Below are 15,335 nucleotides of genomic sequence, written 5' to 3' on the forward strand. Positions count from 1 at the left end.
CATCTTTCACCACCGTAGCTTTAATATAAAAACGATGCCGTCCCTATATACTATGGGGTATTAATCCAAATTTCTTCGGGCTATCCCCCAGTGAAAGGCAGATTGTATACGCGTTACGCACCCGTACGCCGGTCTCAGTTACCCGAAAGTAACTTCCCCCTCGACTTGCATGTGTTAGGCCTGCCGCTAGCGTTCATCCTGAGCCAGGATCAAACTCTTCATCGTTAAATTCTTTTATATCTTCTAACCGATCTTCAAGTTATTGACTTCAGGTTTCACTCAATCCTTTAAATCTTCTTTGTGCTGTACAACATTATGTCAAGGTACGTGTTGTTTCTTCTACTCCAGAGGCACTACTCTCCTCTTTTGCGGGTGCAAAGGTACACCTTTTATCTTTACCTCCAAAATTTTTATACATTTTTTTTGAAGAAAATTTTTAATAATTTGATAAGTGATTGATTACTAACTTTATAAATTTTCAATATTTCTTTATTTGCCCTATAAAATTCACCGTTTTTTTCATCGTTATAGCAATTATTGTGGTTGATATTTTCCTTTTTTGTATTGCATCTGTATTACTTCTTCTTTACTATCAACCACCCTTTCAGCGCAAAATCCTTCCGCATCACGCTCTATTTTTATATGCTTAGTAACACGTGCCTCCTCTATGGTATAGAAACCTCGCACCTTATGCTCTGAAATATGCAATTTGCTACTCACCTCTTTTTTTTCTCCCTCACAAGGAGTTTTTGCAGTTCCTCCCCCCGAAATATCAGCCGTATAAGAAAATATATCAGTGCTTAAAACTTTTTGCAACTTCTTCCCTTTACTAATAAAATAGGTGAGCACCTCCGAGCCCATAGGCTTATTTCTATCAGCATTCGAGAAAAACACCCTCACCTGATAGGCAATCGCTTTCTTCCCCAACAGCGGCGTCTGAGAAGCCACTTCCAAACCCTGTAAGCGCCCTCTATCACTGTCTTCCCATTCACCTTCACCTACGTAGTAGTTATCTATCATCTGTTTCTGAAGATTGTACAAAACAACATAAGCATCATAAAGCATCTTGTCCTTACTTCTTTTCTTTAAAGGAAAAACCACGAGCTTATGTATCGTATCTTCTTTTAGCCCTCGCTCCGTATAAAGTGCCCAATACACCTGACGTCTGTCTAGCTTAAATTTCGCCTCAATAGCTTTAAAAATAGCACTTTCATTTTGCAATTGTTCTTGTGCTACACCACACATCGGCAGTAATAACAGTAGGTATATAAACTTCTTCATTTTTTAATATTTTATTGATTGCGTCCTTGTTCTTCTGGATACAGTTTATAAACAGGCTCACTCTGCCAATATTCCTTCGTTTCAATATCCATAACCGTAAGGCGTCCTTTGAAGCCCGCCCCTGTATCTACATTTGCTACTCCGTTTATAATAAGAGGTTTATCAGTTCCCAAGCGTGTGGTAGGTGTATGTCCTATATAAATTTCATTATAGAGTTTCAAACGGTTAGGATAGTACTTATCCGTTTTAGGAAGACTAACGCTACAAGCAAGTTCCCAAAGCGTTCTATCCCAATAGTACATCTGTTCGAAATGCTCGTGAGCAATCCCCCGCAAATTAGTAAATCCCGCGTGAAGAAAAAGCCTATTTTTGCTATCCAAGTAGTAATTTTCAAGCGAGTTTATAAAATCAATATGAGCCTTTTTGCGCTCTGCCGAAACATTCCGATAAGCCTTTTCAGTAGCTTTTCCTCCGTGCAAACGCCAAAGAGTATCCATCTCTTTTCCTAAAAGAAACTCACGGCAAAGCGCATCGTGATTCCCTCTGAGGAACAAACAACACTGTTTCTTTTGGTATCCGATGAGAAAATCCATCACCTCGGGAGTCTCACTCCAACCATCAGCGTAATCACCAAGGAAAATAAGGTAGTCATCAGCTTGTATATCAGCCCTTTCAAGCACCTGCACCAAAGCGCGTAAAGCACCGTGTATATCGCCTATAACAAGAGTTCGCATAGTGTTTAATTTTGCTATTATTCGTCTGTGAAAAGTTCGGCAAAAGTAGTAATTTTTTTTCAATTATCAGACAATCTCTAATTTTCCACCTGCCCATCGCGCTATAACCTCACATCACCTCCGTCATTCGTCACCACATTCCCCCTCATTGAGGTAGCCAGCGACAGCTGGGTATGTGAGAAGGGGGAGGTTATCCCCTAGTGCCTATGGCCTAAGGCCTATCACCTCTTCCTCTTTCTTTCGCCTCGAAACCCCGTTTTTACCACTTTTTATGTCGCTGTATTATACTATGAGTCAACCACTTATATACCTTTCCTATACCAATCGTCCAAGATTCGTATAAGCTTCCTATAAGCTCTCTATAAGCTACCACCACCCTCCTTACAGCCTTTTCTCACCAAAATTCCTCTCAACTATCTTCTGAAATCTTCCGTTTCCTTCCGAACCTCTCAATCTTCCTCTATTTTCTAATTCTCTCATTTTCTAATTTGATAATTTTCTCTGCCTGTCGTACTACGAACTTGCTAATTTGCTAATTATTCCCTATCTTTGCCCCCGTAAACTTAAAAACCCTTTTATAAAATGAAAAACAAAGATTTTGGACTCCTAGTCCTCCGCCTCACCATAGGCTTGCTTATGCTTCCTCACGGCATCAACAAATTATTACACGCCGATGCCTTTGGATATGTTCAAAGTACCTTAGTAGCCAAAGGTCTTCCCACCTTCATTGCCTATGGGGTATATCTTAGCGAAATCATCGCTCCTATAATGATTGTATTAGGCTTCCGAACCCGTTTAGCCGCTCTTATAATGGTACTCGGCGGAATTAGTACGCTCTTTTTGGCGTATGGAGGTCAAATTACCGCAGTTACGGCTCACGGTGGTTGGGCTCCTGAACTCCCTGGACTATTCCTTTTCGGTGCTTTAGCTTTGTTCTTTACCGGAAGTGGCAAACACGCTATTTCCTCTCGCCACAAATGGGATTAACGAATGTTAGAACAAGTCAATCTTACCTACGAGAAAGTAGTACTTGTAGGAATTATCAATCAAACACAAACCGAAGAAAAATCTAAGGAATATTTAGACGAACTCGAATTTCTTACTTACACAGCTGGGGGTGAAGTGCTCAAACGCTTCACCCAAAAGCTTGATGTGCCTAACCCTAAGACCTTCATCGGCACCGGTAAGATGGAGGAAGTACAGCAATTTGTTGAAGAAAATGAGGTAGGTACTGTCATCTTCGACGATGAACTCACCCCTGCTCAACAGAAGAATATCGAGCGTATTCTCAAAGCAAAGATATTAGACCGCACAGGGCTTATTCTCGATATCTTTGCTCAGCGTGCACAAACCAGCTATTCGCGCACACAAGTCGAATTGGCACAATACGAATACCTCTTACCGCGCCTTACGGGATTATGGACGCACCTCGAACGTCAGCGAGGCGGTATCGGTATGCGTGGTCCTGGTGAAACCGAAATCGAAACCGACCGCCGTATCGTGCGCGACCGTATTGCCCTGCTCAAAAAGAAACTCACCGCTATCGATAAGCAAATGGCAACTCAACGCAGTAATCGCGGAGCATTAGTGCGTGTGGCGCTCATCGGCTATACCAATGTAGGCAAATCAACCCTAATGAATGTGATTAGCAAAAGCGAAGTATTTGCCGAAAACAAGCTATTTGCCACCCTCGATACCACCGTGCGCAAGGTTGTGATTGAGAACCTACCGTTCTTGCTCAGCGATACCGTAGGGTTCATTCGCAAACTGCCTACCCAGCTCATCGAGTCGTTTAAAAGTACCCTCGACGAGGTACGTGAAGCCGATTTGCTCTTGCACGTAGTCGATATTTCACACCCTAACTTCGAGGAGCATATCCAATCAGTAAACCAAATATTAGCCGAAATTCACAGCGCCGATAAGCCCACCATTATGGTATTCAACAAGATTGATGCGTATACCAATGAAGAAATAGCCGAAGACGATTTGGCTACCCAGCGCACTAAAAAACACTTCACTCTTGATGAATGGAAACAAACTTGGATGCAACGAATGGGGCGCGATGTACTCTTCATTTCGGCACTCAATAAAAACAATCTCGAAGAATTCCGTGAGGTGGTTTACGAAAAGGTAAAGGAGATACACATCACTCGCTTTCCTTTTAATAATTTTTTATACGAAAAGATAGATGAATAAACTCAATTTACTATTGGCTACGATAGCCTTATGCTGCACCTCATTAGCAGTTGCTCAAAACGATGAAAACCTCAACACCGATCGCCCCGACCAAAGTGAAGGGGTATACACCCTGCCCAAAGGTCAGTTTCAAATAGAAAATGGTTTAGTTTTCAGCAAAGAAGAAAGCAGTGATAACCTAATGTTACGCTACGGACTCATCACAAACACCGAACTCCGCTTAGAAGCCGATTTCGACCTCCGTACCCCCGATTTTAGCAGTACTACCTTCAGCATAAAACAGCGTTTATACGAATCGGAACAGCGTTATATCCCCTCAGTGGGACTCATCGGTTATGGGCAATACAGCAAAACAGACGCTAAGACTTATACTTTCGACGCTTGTTTAGCTTTCGAAAGCTCTCTTACCGACCAGCTTTCATTAGCTTATAGTGCTCGTAGCTCTGAACAATTTAAGAATTTAGATGTTACTGCTCAGGTCAATTATGCTCCCAACAACAAGCTATGGAGCTTTGTTGAGTATTACGCTTCCTATAATGGAATGCGTGCTCCTGAGCACAATATCAATGCAGGATTTGCCTACCTCCTAAAACCTAATTTTCAAATAGACCTCAGCGGAGGGCGTACCCTTTGGCAACCAGCACCTCAATATTTTGTAGGGGTGGGAATAGGATATTTATTCATTTAACAATATGCAAAATTTCGCCCGAAGTATCGCTTTTGCATCTCTAATTCCCCTCACAGAGAGGGCAAGAAGAGGTTTCTTCATTATCAATCACTAACCATTAATCATTAACAATTAATCATTAAAAAAATTGCCTAAAATAGGAAACATAGATTTAGGAGATTTCCCTTTATTGCTTGCACCTATGGAAGATGTAAGCGATCCTCCCTTTCGTCGCCTCTGCAAAATGCACGGAGCTGATATGCTTTACAGTGAGTTTATCTCCTCCGAAGGACTCATACGCGACGCCATTAAAAGCCGTCAAAAGTTAGATATTTTCGATTACGAACGCCCCGTAGGCATACAAATTTTTGGAGGTGATGAAGAAGCAATGGCGCTCTCAGCTAAAATCGTTGCCACTGTAAACCCCGATTTAGTAGACATCAACTTTGGTTGTCCTGTAAAGAAGGTTGTAAGCAAAGGCGCAGGAGCGGGGGTATTGAAAGATATCGATTTGATGGTGCGCCTTACCAAAGCAGTCGTAAACAGTACCCATTTACCTGTAACCGTAAAAACGCGTTTAGGCTGGGACGAGCAAAGTATCAATATAGAAGAAGTAGCTGAACGTCTGCAAGATGTAGGTATCAGCGCGCTTACCATTCACGCCCGTACCCGTAGCCAGATGTACAAAGGTCACTCCGATTGGAGCTATATTGCCAAAGTGAAGAACAATCCTCGTATCCATATTCCTATTTTCGGTAACGGCGATATCGATAGTCCTGAAAAAGCCTTAAAATACCGCAATACTTACGGGGTAGACGGTATAATGATAGGTCGTGCAGCCATTGGTTATCCGTGGATATTTAATGAAATAAAGCATTATTTTGCAACGGGAAAGCTTCTCCCCTCCCCTACTATATCCGATCGTGTAGAAGCTGCTAAAAACCATCTGTTATGGTCGGTAGAATGGAAAGGTGAACGACAAGGAGTGTTGGAAATGCGCAGGCATTATGCTAATTATTTTAAGGGGATTCCTAATTTTAAAGAACATCGCCAGCGATTAGTAACGTTAGATTCTTCAGAAGAAATAATAAGAGAACTCGAAGTAGTGAGAGAATTAAAAAGCGAAGTCTAATAATCTAAGCTTTTTTACTTTTTATTTTTAGTAAACCATAGGTGAGCATTCCTAAAACAAATGAAGCAGTAATCGCCAAAGTAAAACTCCCTACTAAGTATTGCAACAAATTGTTTTTGATGTATTCCATTGTGGTGAGGTCGCCTTGCGGAAGAATCGTTCCCCCCACAAAAAAAGTACCTATTTTAAGAGAAGTGAAAATAAGCACCGGTATCATTGGGGGAATACTCACATTCGAGCAAATAAAAGCTAAAGTTTTATTCAAATTGAAGAATACCGCCAAAGTAATAGTAAGTATGGTTTGAAATCCCCAAAAAGGCGCAATGCCAAAGAATACACCTAATGCTACCGAACCTGCCTTCACACTATCGCTACTGTCGCTCTCTAATATATCTTCTTTAATAAAACGTTTGAGACTCTTCTTCTTAGCATCTCTAAAGAAATTACGCGGTTTGATATAGAAAAGCGCAATGAGCACCAGCACACTGTTCAGCACACTGATGCGCATAAAATCCCTAAACGGACGAAAATGCGAAACTCGTTCTTCGGGGTCGTACAACACTTGTATAGGTACATTCTTCAGTTGTACCCCATTCCAACTACTGCGGACTAATATCTCTATCTCAAACTCAAACTTTTCGGTGTAATATTTCTTAGGAATGTACTGCAAAGGATATAACCTATATCCTGATTGCGTATCAGGGAGATTGACGTCCGTTTCGAGGTGAAACCAGAAGTTAGAAAATTTATGTCCGAAACTACTTTTCTTAGGCACCCCGTCTTGGGTCATATTCCTACTACCTACCAATAGAGTAGGTTCGCTTTCCGCTTCGATAGTAGCTATAAATACAGGTATATCTTCAGGGTAATGTTGTCCGTCAGAGTCGATGGTAAGGGCGTAGTCGTAGCCTAAAGAGCGAGCTTTGTCAAACCCTATACGTAGGGCATTGCCTTTACCTTTGTTTTTAGAAAGATGAATAATAGTGAGCTGGGGGTAACGAGCGAGTATATCGGGAGTAGCATCAGTTGCACCATCATTCACTACAATAATGTGAGAGGTATAGTGCAACACCCCATCAATCACACGAGCGAGGGTTTTAGCATTGTTATAAGTAGGAATTAAAACGCAATAGTTCATAGCCCCATTTTCTTTTTCTCTTCATCGTTAAACACTTTCGACTTCTTTACAAACCCAGCTATATACTTTTGTAGTTCACGGGTTTGCTGAGCGTAGTGTGCGAGTATAAAATCCTTATCGGCAGTGATATTGTTGCGATAAGGCACTACTTTGGGCAAGTGTTCTTGCACACTGAGGCGTATAAGGTGGAGTTCAGCGTTTTGAGGGTGCTGTTTGAGGGCGTTTTCTAACAGCGGTTTGCCCTCTTTGAGCAGAGCAATACGGTTACCTCCATATTTTGCTAATATCATCTTACTTGCGCCTTTATAAGCACTTAGCACCACATCGGTAGTAGGAGCATTAGCCATTAACTCTACAAAAGCTACAGCGTTCTCTTTGCTATCGGAAGCCGTAGTATAGGCAGCGCGTACTTTCTCAAGGCTCTGTGCTTGCAGTGCCCCAAAACTCAAGAATAATATGATGAAGTAAATGTGTTTCATTTAGTCTATAAGTTTTCCAACTTTGCCAAAGTTTGAACTTTGGCAAAGTCTTATCTGTTTTCTCTTATCTGTTACTTGAAAATTGCTCTATACAGGTCGCTACCATTGGCATATAGCAAAAGGGCTATTAAAATAGCAAAACCTACCATTTGGGCGTGTTCTAATACTTTTTCACTCGGTTTTCTACCCGTTACCATTTCGTATAGGAGGAATACCACGTGTCCGCCGTCTAAGGCTGGGATAGGCAAAATATTCATAAAGGCTAAGGCAATAGATAGAAAAGCAGTGATATGCCAAAAAGCGAGCCAATTCCAAGACGATGGGAAGAGCTTCCCTATAGAACCAAAGCCTCCTACTTCACTGGCTCCCTTCTTGGTAAAGATAAATTTAAACTGGACTACATAGTCGTGTAGCACATTGTAACCGTATGCAATTCCGTGACTAAGGGCTTCTCCTAAACTGTAAGTCTTATGAGTAAATTGTACCTCACCTTCGGTTTGCATACCACTGATACCTATTTTTTTATTACTGTCGGGCAGAACGCTGAGAGTCATTGGCTTTCCGTTGCGCTCAATAGCAAAAGTGAGAGGAGTGTTTTCAGGAGCCATTGCTAGGGCAGGCGTTACATCGGAGAAATAGTAAATAGGTTCTCCATTGATGCTTAACAGCTTATCGCCCTTTTGTAAACCTGCTTTCTGAGCAGGCATTCCCACTATTACTGTATCGATAATGGGTTTTACTTTTACACTAAAAGGAGTCGTTTCTCCTCGTAAATAGAGCATCTTCCCAATAGAATCGGGGAGAGATAGAGTACGCACAGTTCCGTCTTGTCCTTTTACGGTAAGCTCACTGGTATTGCGCAACAAGATATATTTACTTACATCGGCTACGCTTTCTAAGGGTTTGCCATTAATAGCGGTTACAATATCGCCGTTCTGGAACCCATAAGCGCGCATTGTGCGGGTTACTGCAAAACCTTCCTTAATACCTTCGGGTTTGAGCTGGTCTTGCCCCCAAGTGAAGAGTATCATCGCGTAAATAATGAAACCTAAGAGCAGGTTTACCGTTACACCACCTACCATAATGATAAGGCGTTGCCACGCAGGTTTAGAACGGAACTCCCACGGCTGTGGAGGTTGCGCCATTTGCTCCTTGTCCATACTCTCATCAATCATACCGGCAATCTTCACGTAGCCACCCAACGGTAGCCACCCGATGCCGTATACTGTTTCGCCTATCTTCTTCTTAAAAAGGGCAAACTTCACATCGAAGAAAAGAAAAAACTTTTCTACTCTTGTTTTGAAGAGTTTAGCAGGTATAAAATGTCCTAACTCGTGTAGGACTACTAAAATTGAAAGACTCAGAATCAGCTGAGCCGCTTTTATTAAAAATACTTCCATTCTTTTTTAGGTAAAAGGTAAAAGGTAACAGGTAATGTGACGCAAATGTTATGCCACCATTCACTTTTCACTATTCACTTTCTTATTTGCTAATTGTCCGCAGGCGGCATCGATGTCTTTACCACGGGAGTGGCGAACGGTAACAGTGATGCCTGCCTCTTCAAGCATTGTTTGGTAAAGTTCAAGAGCTTTAGGGTCGGCTTGTTGAAATGCTCCATCGTCAATAGGGTTGTACTCAATGAGGTTTACCTTAGAAGGGGCAAACTTACAAAACTTTATCAGTGCTTCTACGTCCTTCTTCTGGTCGTTGATACCCTTCCACACTACGTACTCATAAGTAATACGGTTTTTGGTTTTTTGATACCAATATGCCAAAGCCTCGCGTAGTTCTTCCAGTGGAAATTGCTCATTGAAAGGCATAATGCCCGTGCGTACACTGCCAATAGCCGAGTGCAAAGATACAGCTAATTTGAATTTTACCTCATCATCAGCCATTTTTTTTATCAATTTGGGGATACCCGAAGTGGATAGCGTAATGCGTTTAGGCGACATTCCTAAGCCTTCAGGCGAAGTAATCTTGTCGATTGCCTTCAATACATTATTATAGTTCATCAGTGGTTCGCCCATTCCCATAAATACTATGTTAGAGAGCGGACGACCAAAGAAAGCGCGACTTTGCTCATCGATTACCTTTACTTGGTCGAATATCTCATCGGGGAGGAGATTGCGCATACGTTTTAAGCGAGCAGTGGCACAAAACGAACAGTTGAGACTACACCCCACCTGACTGGATACGCAAGCGGTGGTGCGAGTATCGGTAGGAATTAACACCGACTCTACTAATAACCCGTCGTGCAAACGCACAGCGTTTTTAATCGTACCATCGTTACTGCGCTGCATCACATCTACTTTGATATGGTTGATGCTAAAATGTTCGCTGAGCATCTCGCGTGTAGCTTTGGGCAGTGAGGTCATCTCCTCGAAAGTATGCACGCCTTTCTGCCACAACCATTCGTATACTTGGTTGCCACGGAAAGGTTTATCGCCATTGCTCTCGAAGAAAGCGCGAAGTTCGTCTTTGGTCAGTGCGCGTATGTCGCGTTTTTGTTGCATATAATTTTGTTAAGAATGAGGCTTTGCCTCAGAAATCTTACAAATCAATTCAAATCAAACAAAGAAGTATAGCTTTTCAACTTTGCCAAAGTTTGAAACTTTGGCAAAGTTTACGACCCTAATTATAATTTAAAATCCTTTACTACTTCTTCTAACGGCAAGCGCGATTTTGGGCGCAAGTGCAATTGATTGCTGTCCTCAGGGTCGCGGTAGCCTATCGCTACAGCAAAGAGCGTAGTGTATTGAGGTTCATTCAGAAGCTTGTCGTACTCAGTATTGACAATGCCTTCCATAGGGGTACTATCGATACCCATAGAAGCACACGCACTGAGAAAAAATCCTAATGCAATATACACTTGGTTGTTTATCCACGCATAAAGTCCTACATCACCTTTGGGTTTTTGTACTTTATGATAGAAGTTAAGTCCCATTTCAGTAGCTGCTTTAGTGAGCTTTTCTTCAAATGATGGCAAAGCGCTATTCGCCATAAATACCACTAAATGACTTGCTTTTCTAACGCGTTCTTCGTTGGTAAGCGATACTTTAGCGAATGCTTCCTTAGTAGCCTCATCGCTTATGAACACAAATTGCCAAGGCTGTGAATTGATAGACGAAGGAGCGAGGCGTAATATCTCTTTGAGCTTAGCGATATCCTCATCGCTTACGCGCTGAGAGCTGTAATGTTTAGTAGTATAGCGAGTTTGTGCTAATTTTAAAAAATCCATAGTGTTTTGTTTTTAAGTTTAACTTTTAATTTCAAGGTGCAAAGGTACGGCGTAATTAGCAATTTAACAAATAAGGAAAAAGGTAAAAGGTATGGCAGGTGAAATATGGCTAAAAATCAAGAGGTTATTCGAAGGTCATTCGAATCTAAGGCTACGGTAAGACGAAAAAAAGTCCGCTCTCGATGGCTTTCTCAGAGAGGTAAAGGCAACGAGAGCGGAGTTTAAGGTAAGAGTAAGAAAAAAGTTAGATTTATTAAATTGATTCTTTTCTTACCATTATTTTGTTATAGGCATATAGTGATAGGGCAGCAAAGACCCCTATTCCACAAATAAGATACCACATTTTGTTGGGGTTATAAGTATTCCAAAGCAAATCGGTGATTTGAGACTGACTGAGACCTAACTTCTGACTTGCCAAATCGAAATATTCCTTTTTAGTGAGGTTTTCGGGCATTGCAATGGCTTTATTTGTGAGTTCGGTTTTTAGTAAAGTATATTTATCAGACCATTTTTCGTATAAATCACCAGAAATAAGTCCTGCAATATAATTACCTACCGCCACAGGCAAGAAATAAGTACCTTGATAGAGGGCTTCCTTCCCCTTAGGGGTGATTTGAGCGATAAAAGCTGAAAGCGTAGGGCTAGCAGCCATTTCGCCTATGGAGAAAATCATAGTGCCTATAATGGTAAACCACACATTATTGAACATAAAAGTGAGGGTTACCCCTATGGTTCCGATAATCGTACCGCGAATCATTGCGCTTACGTGAGTCATTTTGGTTACGAAATAGGATACAACTACCTGAAAGAAGATAATCATAAACGAATCGATATTGATGAACCATTCGGCTTTTACTTGTCCTTTCTCGGTGAGAATAGTGCCTAAGAAAGGCAAATGATGGTTAATCCACGCACTTACTTTGGAGGAATCTACCCAATCTTCGATAAAATTAGGCAGGGTGTAGAACAGCTGGTTAAACATCGTCCAAAAGCCGACCATCAGTATGAGCAGTATGGTAAGGCGACGGTCTTTGAGTGCCTCTATAATATGCATTATGGATTCTTTGATTTCGGTGAGGATAGGTTTGCTGTCGCGTTGTGCCATTTTAGGTTCTTTGAAAAAGAATAAAACTACCAGGAGGTTGATAACCATTACCACCGCAGCTTGCAGGAAGATAATGCGCCAACCGAGGGTAGTGCGTAGATAAGACGACATTGCAGGGCCTAAGAAGCCTCCGACGTTCACCATCATATAGAAGATACCGAAGCCCATTGTACTGGTGCTTTCATCGGTATTGCGGGCAACGGTACCGTTGATAACGGGTTTGAAGAAGCCCCCTCCAACGGCGGCAAAGAGGAACATCATATACATCGACCAATAGGTGTTTACTTCACCCATTAAGTAATAGCCTATCGCCATTATAGTACAAGAAATGACCAAAGAGAGTTTGTAGCCTATACGGTCGGCTATCACGCCAAAAACGAGTGGCAAAAAGTACTGTATAGCGGTTACGTTGCCTATAATACTTCCTTTTTCGGTATGCGAAAGACCCAATCCGCCTTGGTCAGTTGAAGCTACTAAATACAAGGGGAGAAGGGTAAAGATACCGTAGAAGCCCCAACGTTCCATCAGTTGGAGGAAACTTGCTACCCAGAAGTTGGGTGAGAAAGTTTTGAGTGTTTGACCGAAGGATTTTTTATTTTCTGACATAGTTCATTTATTTTTGATATCTGTTTGAAAAGGCTCTGAGAATTTTATTGCAAAAGGAGGTGATGCATATTTAGGTTTGTTTTTAGGAAAAATTGTAATTAACCTCTATAACATATGACAAAACAATTGATTATTAAGGCAATCAACTTAGCCAAAGTTTGAAACTTTGGCTAAGAGCAGGGTGCATCACATTTTACTTTTTGATTCATAGTATACGCTGAATTAAAGTGCAAAAATAAGAGCATTTTTGCTTCTATAAAAATAAAAAAGGGGTTTTATACAAAGGGGGTTGGAGATGTTATAAATATAACAATGCTCATAATTAATACTGGAAATGCCAATAATACCATTATTCAACTTTGGCAAAGTTTTAAACTTTGCCAAAGGTGCGAGCCGCACAGGCAGTGTGAGCCACACGGGCAAAATTTTTGACAAAGTGTGTGTCGCAAAAAGTGATACATTTGAGCTATCGGAAGGAAACGGAGAAATTCGGAGGAAGGTTGAGAGGAATTTTGGTGAAAAAAGAGTGTAAGGAGGGTGGGGGTAGCTTATAGAGAGCTTATAGGAAGCTTATACGAATCTTGGACGATTGGTATAGAAAGGGTGTATAAATAGTTGAATCATAATGTGATATAACAACACAAAAAATGTTAAAAACAGGGGTTCGAGGCGAAAGAAAGAGAATCCTCACCCCGTCCCTCTCCCAAGGAGAGGGGGAGTGTAGCGACGGAAAGGAGAATAGGCGGGTTGGGAAATTAGAGAATTAGAAAATTTGGAAATTAGCAAATGGAGTGGGAGGTGATAGGCCTTAGGCCATAGGCACTAGGGGATAACCTCCCCCTTCTCACATACCCAGCTGTCGCTGGCTACCTCAATGAGGGGGAATGTGGTGACGAATGACGGAGGTGATGTGAGGTTATAGCGGCGACGGGCAGTCGTAGCACGGCTGGTAAATTAATTAGCAAATTTATGTGAGGTACACAGGCGTTTTATTAATAGCAGATGAACAGAAGAGAAGTGACAAAAATAATATAAATAGTGTATAATTCTTTCGTGAATAGCATATTTTTCTTACTTTTGCACCAAAATCTTAAAAACAGATATAGAATGACAGACACTCAACTCACTCCCGAACAATATGAACTTTTCAAAAATGCTGAAAATCGTCTCAAGCAGAAACGATTGTTATATCTTCACTTCTTTGTCTTTGTGTTAGGCTCTATCTTTTTTGTAGTAGCCAATAAGGTATTAGACTACGGAGCGACCTATAATTGGTATTTATGGGCGATACTCTTGTGGCTTTTCATCTGGCTGTGGCACGCTATGAATGTATTTGTTTTGCATCGCTTCTTAGGAAAGGAATGGCAAGAAAAGCAACGCGAACAACTGATAGCTGCCCAACAGAAGAAACTTATAAAGATGGAAGCCGCAGTAGAAAAAGAGTTTGCCACACAAAAGGAACAAGCAAAACGGGAATTGGTAGCTGAACAGGCTGAGAAAGATAACGAGCAAACCAATACGCCGCCTACAAACTTTTAACTGTTCACTTTTCACTTTTCACTAAATATGATAACTCTTATAGCTGCTGTTGCCGAGAATAATGCTATTGGCAAAGGAGACCAACTGTTATGGCATTTGCCTGAAGATTTTAAGCATTTCAAACGCCTCACGACGGGACACTGCATTATAATGGGACGGAAGACTTTCGAGACTTTCCCGAAGCCTTTGCCTAACCGTATACATATTGTCATTACGCGCCAGAAAGGGTATACAAAAGAGGGAGCTGTGGTGGTTTCTTCAGTTGAAGAGGCGATAGAAAAGGCTTTGGTAATAGACCCTAACCCTTACGTGATAGGCGGTGGAGAAATCTATGCGCAAGCTCTCCCCTTTGCCGATGCGATAGAACTCACACGGGTACATCACACTTTTGCCGAAGCTGATGTATTCTTTCCTGAGTTTAACCGTGAAGAATGGGAGTTAGTAGCCTCTGAGCGTTTTGAAAAAGACGAACGGCACGCTTATGGGTTTACTTTTGAAAGATACATTGTAACACGGTCGTAGCACGACGGGTAGCCGTAACACGGCGGGCAGTCGTAGCACGACAGGCAATTTTGTAGTGATTATAATATACCAATACTGGTTGTGAAATAGAAAATATTACGCGTAGAAGCGAGTTATAAATAGAATAAAGATGAAAAAATGGATTGGCTCCTTTGTCTTATGGATAATGGGGTGGAAGATAGAATTACAAGGTGATTTGAAAACCTTAAACCGCTGTGTGTTAGTAGTAGCACCACACACTACTAATTGGGAGTTTGTTTTGGGTATCTTGGCTTATTGGAAGATGGAAAAACCGATTAAACTCATTATAAAAGATGCGCATACTAAAGCGTGGTACGGCTGGTTAGTGCGCAAGTTAGGAGGGATTGGCATCAATCGTTCACAGCGCAATCACTTGATAGAATTTGTTACTGAACTCTTTAAGAAAGAAGACTTTAGCTTGGTAGTAACCCCTGAGGGCACGCGTTCTAAGGTGAACAAGTGGCGTATGGGCTTCTACCATATAGCTCTCTCTGCCCAAGTACCCATAGTTTTAGGTGCTGGTGATTTTAAGAAGAAAATGATATACATCGGGAAGACCATTAGCTTAGAGGACTTACAAACGCTCCCACAAGAGCAAATAATGGAGGAAATACAGAACTTTTATAAGGATATTACTCCTAAATACCCCGAGCAGTGGAACCCTAAGATTTATTGAT

At 41.5% G+C, this 15,335-nt stretch carries 15 protein-coding genes and 1 rRNA gene (1 of these 16 only partly in view); 7 read left to right on the forward strand and 9 right to left on the reverse strand.

Annotated features, from left to right (window positions below; genetic code table 11):
• The 3 genes from HMPREF1528_RS11355 to HMPREF1528_RS11365 form a co-directional block, all read right to left on the reverse strand.
• A 16S ribosomal RNA gene (locus tag HMPREF1528_RS11355) occupies nucleotides 1–225 on the reverse strand (it extends 1,293 nt beyond the left edge of the window).
• A gap of 309 nt (nucleotides 226–534) precedes the next feature.
• Nucleotides 535–1,281: a hypothetical protein gene (locus tag HMPREF1528_RS11360; protein WP_016479862.1), complete on the reverse strand. Its 747-nt coding sequence runs from the start codon at nucleotides 1,279–1,281 to the stop codon at nucleotides 535–537.
• Nucleotides 1,282–1,292: 11 nt separating this feature from the next.
• On the reverse strand, nucleotides 1,293–2,015 hold the full coding sequence (locus tag HMPREF1528_RS11365; protein WP_016479863.1) for a metallophosphoesterase: 723 nt from the start codon (nucleotides 2,013–2,015) through the stop codon (nucleotides 1,293–1,295).
• Nucleotides 2,016–2,597: 582 nt separating this feature from the next.
• Here HMPREF1528_RS11365 and HMPREF1528_RS11370 point away from each other — a divergent pair.
• The 4 genes from HMPREF1528_RS11370 to dusB all read left to right on the forward strand — a co-directional run bounded on the left by HMPREF1528_RS11370 (nucleotide 2,598) and on the right by dusB (nucleotide 6,010).
• Complete coding sequence (locus HMPREF1528_RS11370) at nucleotides 2,598–3,002, forward strand: DoxX family protein (protein WP_009410544.1); 405 nt, start codon at nucleotides 2,598–2,600, stop codon at nucleotides 3,000–3,002.
• A gap of 3 nt (nucleotides 3,003–3,005) precedes the next feature.
• On the forward strand, nucleotides 3,006–4,211 hold the full coding sequence (gene hflX, locus HMPREF1528_RS11375; protein ID WP_016479864.1) for a GTPase HflX: 1,206 nt from the start codon (nucleotides 3,006–3,008) through the stop codon (nucleotides 4,209–4,211).
• Nucleotides 4,204–4,899 (forward strand): transporter, encoded by a 696-nt coding sequence (locus HMPREF1528_RS11380; RefSeq protein ID WP_016479865.1) that lies wholly within the window; start codon nucleotides 4,204–4,206, stop codon nucleotides 4,897–4,899. Before hflX ends, HMPREF1528_RS11380 begins: the two co-directional genes overlap by 8 nt.
• A 127-nt stretch (nucleotides 4,900–5,026) precedes the next feature.
• Nucleotides 5,027–6,010: a tRNA dihydrouridine synthase DusB gene (dusB, locus tag HMPREF1528_RS11385; RefSeq protein ID WP_016479866.1), complete on the forward strand. Its 984-nt coding sequence runs from the start codon at nucleotides 5,027–5,029 to the stop codon at nucleotides 6,008–6,010.
• A gap of 4 nt (nucleotides 6,011–6,014) precedes the next feature.
• Here the strand turns inward: dusB and HMPREF1528_RS11390 are convergent, their stop codons facing one another.
• The 6 genes from HMPREF1528_RS11390 to HMPREF1528_RS11415 all read right to left on the reverse strand — a co-directional run bounded on the left by HMPREF1528_RS11390 (nucleotide 6,015) and on the right by HMPREF1528_RS11415 (nucleotide 12,576).
• Nucleotides 6,015–7,148: a DUF2062 domain-containing protein gene (locus HMPREF1528_RS11390; protein ID WP_016479867.1), complete on the reverse strand. Its 1,134-nt coding sequence runs from the start codon at nucleotides 7,146–7,148 to the stop codon at nucleotides 6,015–6,017.
• Nucleotides 7,145–7,627, reverse strand: a complete 483-nt coding sequence (locus tag HMPREF1528_RS11395) for a hypothetical protein (RefSeq protein ID WP_016479868.1) — start codon at nucleotides 7,625–7,627, stop codon at nucleotides 7,145–7,147. Before HMPREF1528_RS11395 ends, HMPREF1528_RS11390 begins: the two co-directional genes overlap by 4 nt.
• A 71-nt stretch (nucleotides 7,628–7,698) precedes the next feature.
• Nucleotides 7,699–9,027 (reverse strand): RIP metalloprotease RseP, encoded by a 1,329-nt coding sequence (gene rseP / locus HMPREF1528_RS11400; RefSeq protein ID WP_016479869.1) that lies wholly within the window; start codon nucleotides 9,025–9,027, stop codon nucleotides 7,699–7,701.
• A 60-nt stretch (nucleotides 9,028–9,087) separates the two neighbouring features.
• Complete coding sequence (gene rlmN / locus HMPREF1528_RS11405) at nucleotides 9,088–10,140, reverse strand: 23S rRNA (adenine(2503)-C(2))-methyltransferase RlmN (RefSeq protein WP_016479870.1); 1,053 nt, start codon at nucleotides 10,138–10,140, stop codon at nucleotides 9,088–9,090.
• Nucleotides 10,141–10,262: 122 nt separating this feature from the next.
• Nucleotides 10,263–10,865, reverse strand: coding sequence for a nitroreductase family protein (locus HMPREF1528_RS11410; protein WP_016479871.1), 603 nt, complete (start codon nucleotides 10,863–10,865; stop codon nucleotides 10,263–10,265).
• 253 nt (nucleotides 10,866–11,118) lie between these two features.
• Nucleotides 11,119–12,576 (reverse strand): MFS transporter, encoded by a 1,458-nt coding sequence (locus HMPREF1528_RS11415; protein WP_002673787.1) that lies wholly within the window; start codon nucleotides 12,574–12,576, stop codon nucleotides 11,119–11,121.
• 1,107 nt (nucleotides 12,577–13,683) lie between these two features.
• Between HMPREF1528_RS11415 and HMPREF1528_RS11425 the strand changes: the two genes are divergently transcribed.
• The 3 genes from HMPREF1528_RS11425 (at nucleotide 13,684) to HMPREF1528_RS11435 (ending at nucleotide 15,334) form a co-directional block, all read left to right on the forward strand.
• Nucleotides 13,684–14,115, forward strand: a complete 432-nt coding sequence (locus HMPREF1528_RS11425; protein WP_016479873.1) for a 2TM domain-containing protein — start codon at nucleotides 13,684–13,686, stop codon at nucleotides 14,113–14,115.
• 27 nt (nucleotides 14,116–14,142) lie between these two features.
• Nucleotides 14,143–14,637 carry a dihydrofolate reductase gene (locus tag HMPREF1528_RS11430; protein ID WP_016479874.1) on the forward strand — a complete coding sequence of 165 codons (495 nt, stop codon included), beginning with the start codon at nucleotides 14,143–14,145 and terminating at the stop codon, nucleotides 14,635–14,637.
• A gap of 130 nt (nucleotides 14,638–14,767) precedes the next feature.
• Complete coding sequence (locus HMPREF1528_RS11435; RefSeq protein WP_016479875.1) at nucleotides 14,768–15,334, forward strand: 1-acyl-sn-glycerol-3-phosphate acyltransferase; 567 nt, start codon at nucleotides 14,768–14,770, stop codon at nucleotides 15,332–15,334.
• The last annotated feature ends 1 nt before the right edge of the window (nucleotide 15,335 follow it).

Origin of the sequence: Capnocytophaga sp. oral taxon 336 str. F0502, assembly GCF_000411575.1 — a bacterium.
GTDB lineage: Bacteria > Bacteroidota > Bacteroidia > Flavobacteriales > Flavobacteriaceae > Capnocytophaga > Capnocytophaga ochracea.

Bases quoted from the DNA above. Each gene is read 5' to 3' on its own strand.
- HMPREF1528_RS11360 (WP_016479862.1), bottom strand. From the start codon at position 1,281: ATGAAGAAGTTTATATACCTACTGTTATTACTGCCGATGTGTGGTGTA.
- HMPREF1528_RS11365 (WP_016479863.1), bottom strand. From the start codon at position 2,015: ATGCGAACTCTTGTTATAGGCGATATACACGGTGCTTTACGCGCTTTG.
- HMPREF1528_RS11370 (WP_009410544.1), top strand. From the start codon at position 2,598: ATGAAAAACAAAGATTTTGGACTCCTAGTCCTCCGCCTCACCATAGGC.
- hflX (WP_016479864.1), top strand. From the start codon at position 3,006: ATGTTAGAACAAGTCAATCTTACCTACGAGAAAGTAGTACTTGTAGGA.
- HMPREF1528_RS11380 (WP_016479865.1), top strand. From the start codon at position 4,204: ATGAATAAACTCAATTTACTATTGGCTACGATAGCCTTATGCTGCACC.
- HMPREF1528_RS11390 (WP_016479867.1), bottom strand. From the start codon at position 7,148: ATGAACTATTGCGTTTTAATTCCTACTTATAACAATGCTAAAACCCTC.
- HMPREF1528_RS11395 (WP_016479868.1), bottom strand. From the start codon at position 7,627: ATGAAACACATTTACTTCATCATATTATTCTTGAGTTTTGGGGCACTG.
- rseP (WP_016479869.1), bottom strand. From the start codon at position 9,027: ATGGAAGTATTTTTAATAAAAGCGGCTCAGCTGATTCTGAGTCTTTCA.
- rlmN (WP_016479870.1), bottom strand. From the start codon at position 10,140: ATGCAACAAAAACGCGACATACGCGCACTGACCAAAGACGAACTTCGC.
- HMPREF1528_RS11410 (WP_016479871.1), bottom strand. From the start codon at position 10,865: ATGGATTTTTTAAAATTAGCACAAACTCGCTATACTACTAAACATTAC.
- HMPREF1528_RS11415 (WP_002673787.1), bottom strand. From the start codon at position 12,576: ATGTCAGAAAATAAAAAATCCTTCGGTCAAACACTCAAAACTTTCTCA.
- HMPREF1528_RS11425 (WP_016479873.1), top strand. From the start codon at position 13,684: ATGACAGACACTCAACTCACTCCCGAACAATATGAACTTTTCAAAAAT.
- HMPREF1528_RS11430 (WP_016479874.1), top strand. From the start codon at position 14,143: ATGATAACTCTTATAGCTGCTGTTGCCGAGAATAATGCTATTGGCAAA.
- HMPREF1528_RS11435 (WP_016479875.1), top strand. From the start codon at position 14,768: ATGAAAAAATGGATTGGCTCCTTTGTCTTATGGATAATGGGGTGGAAG.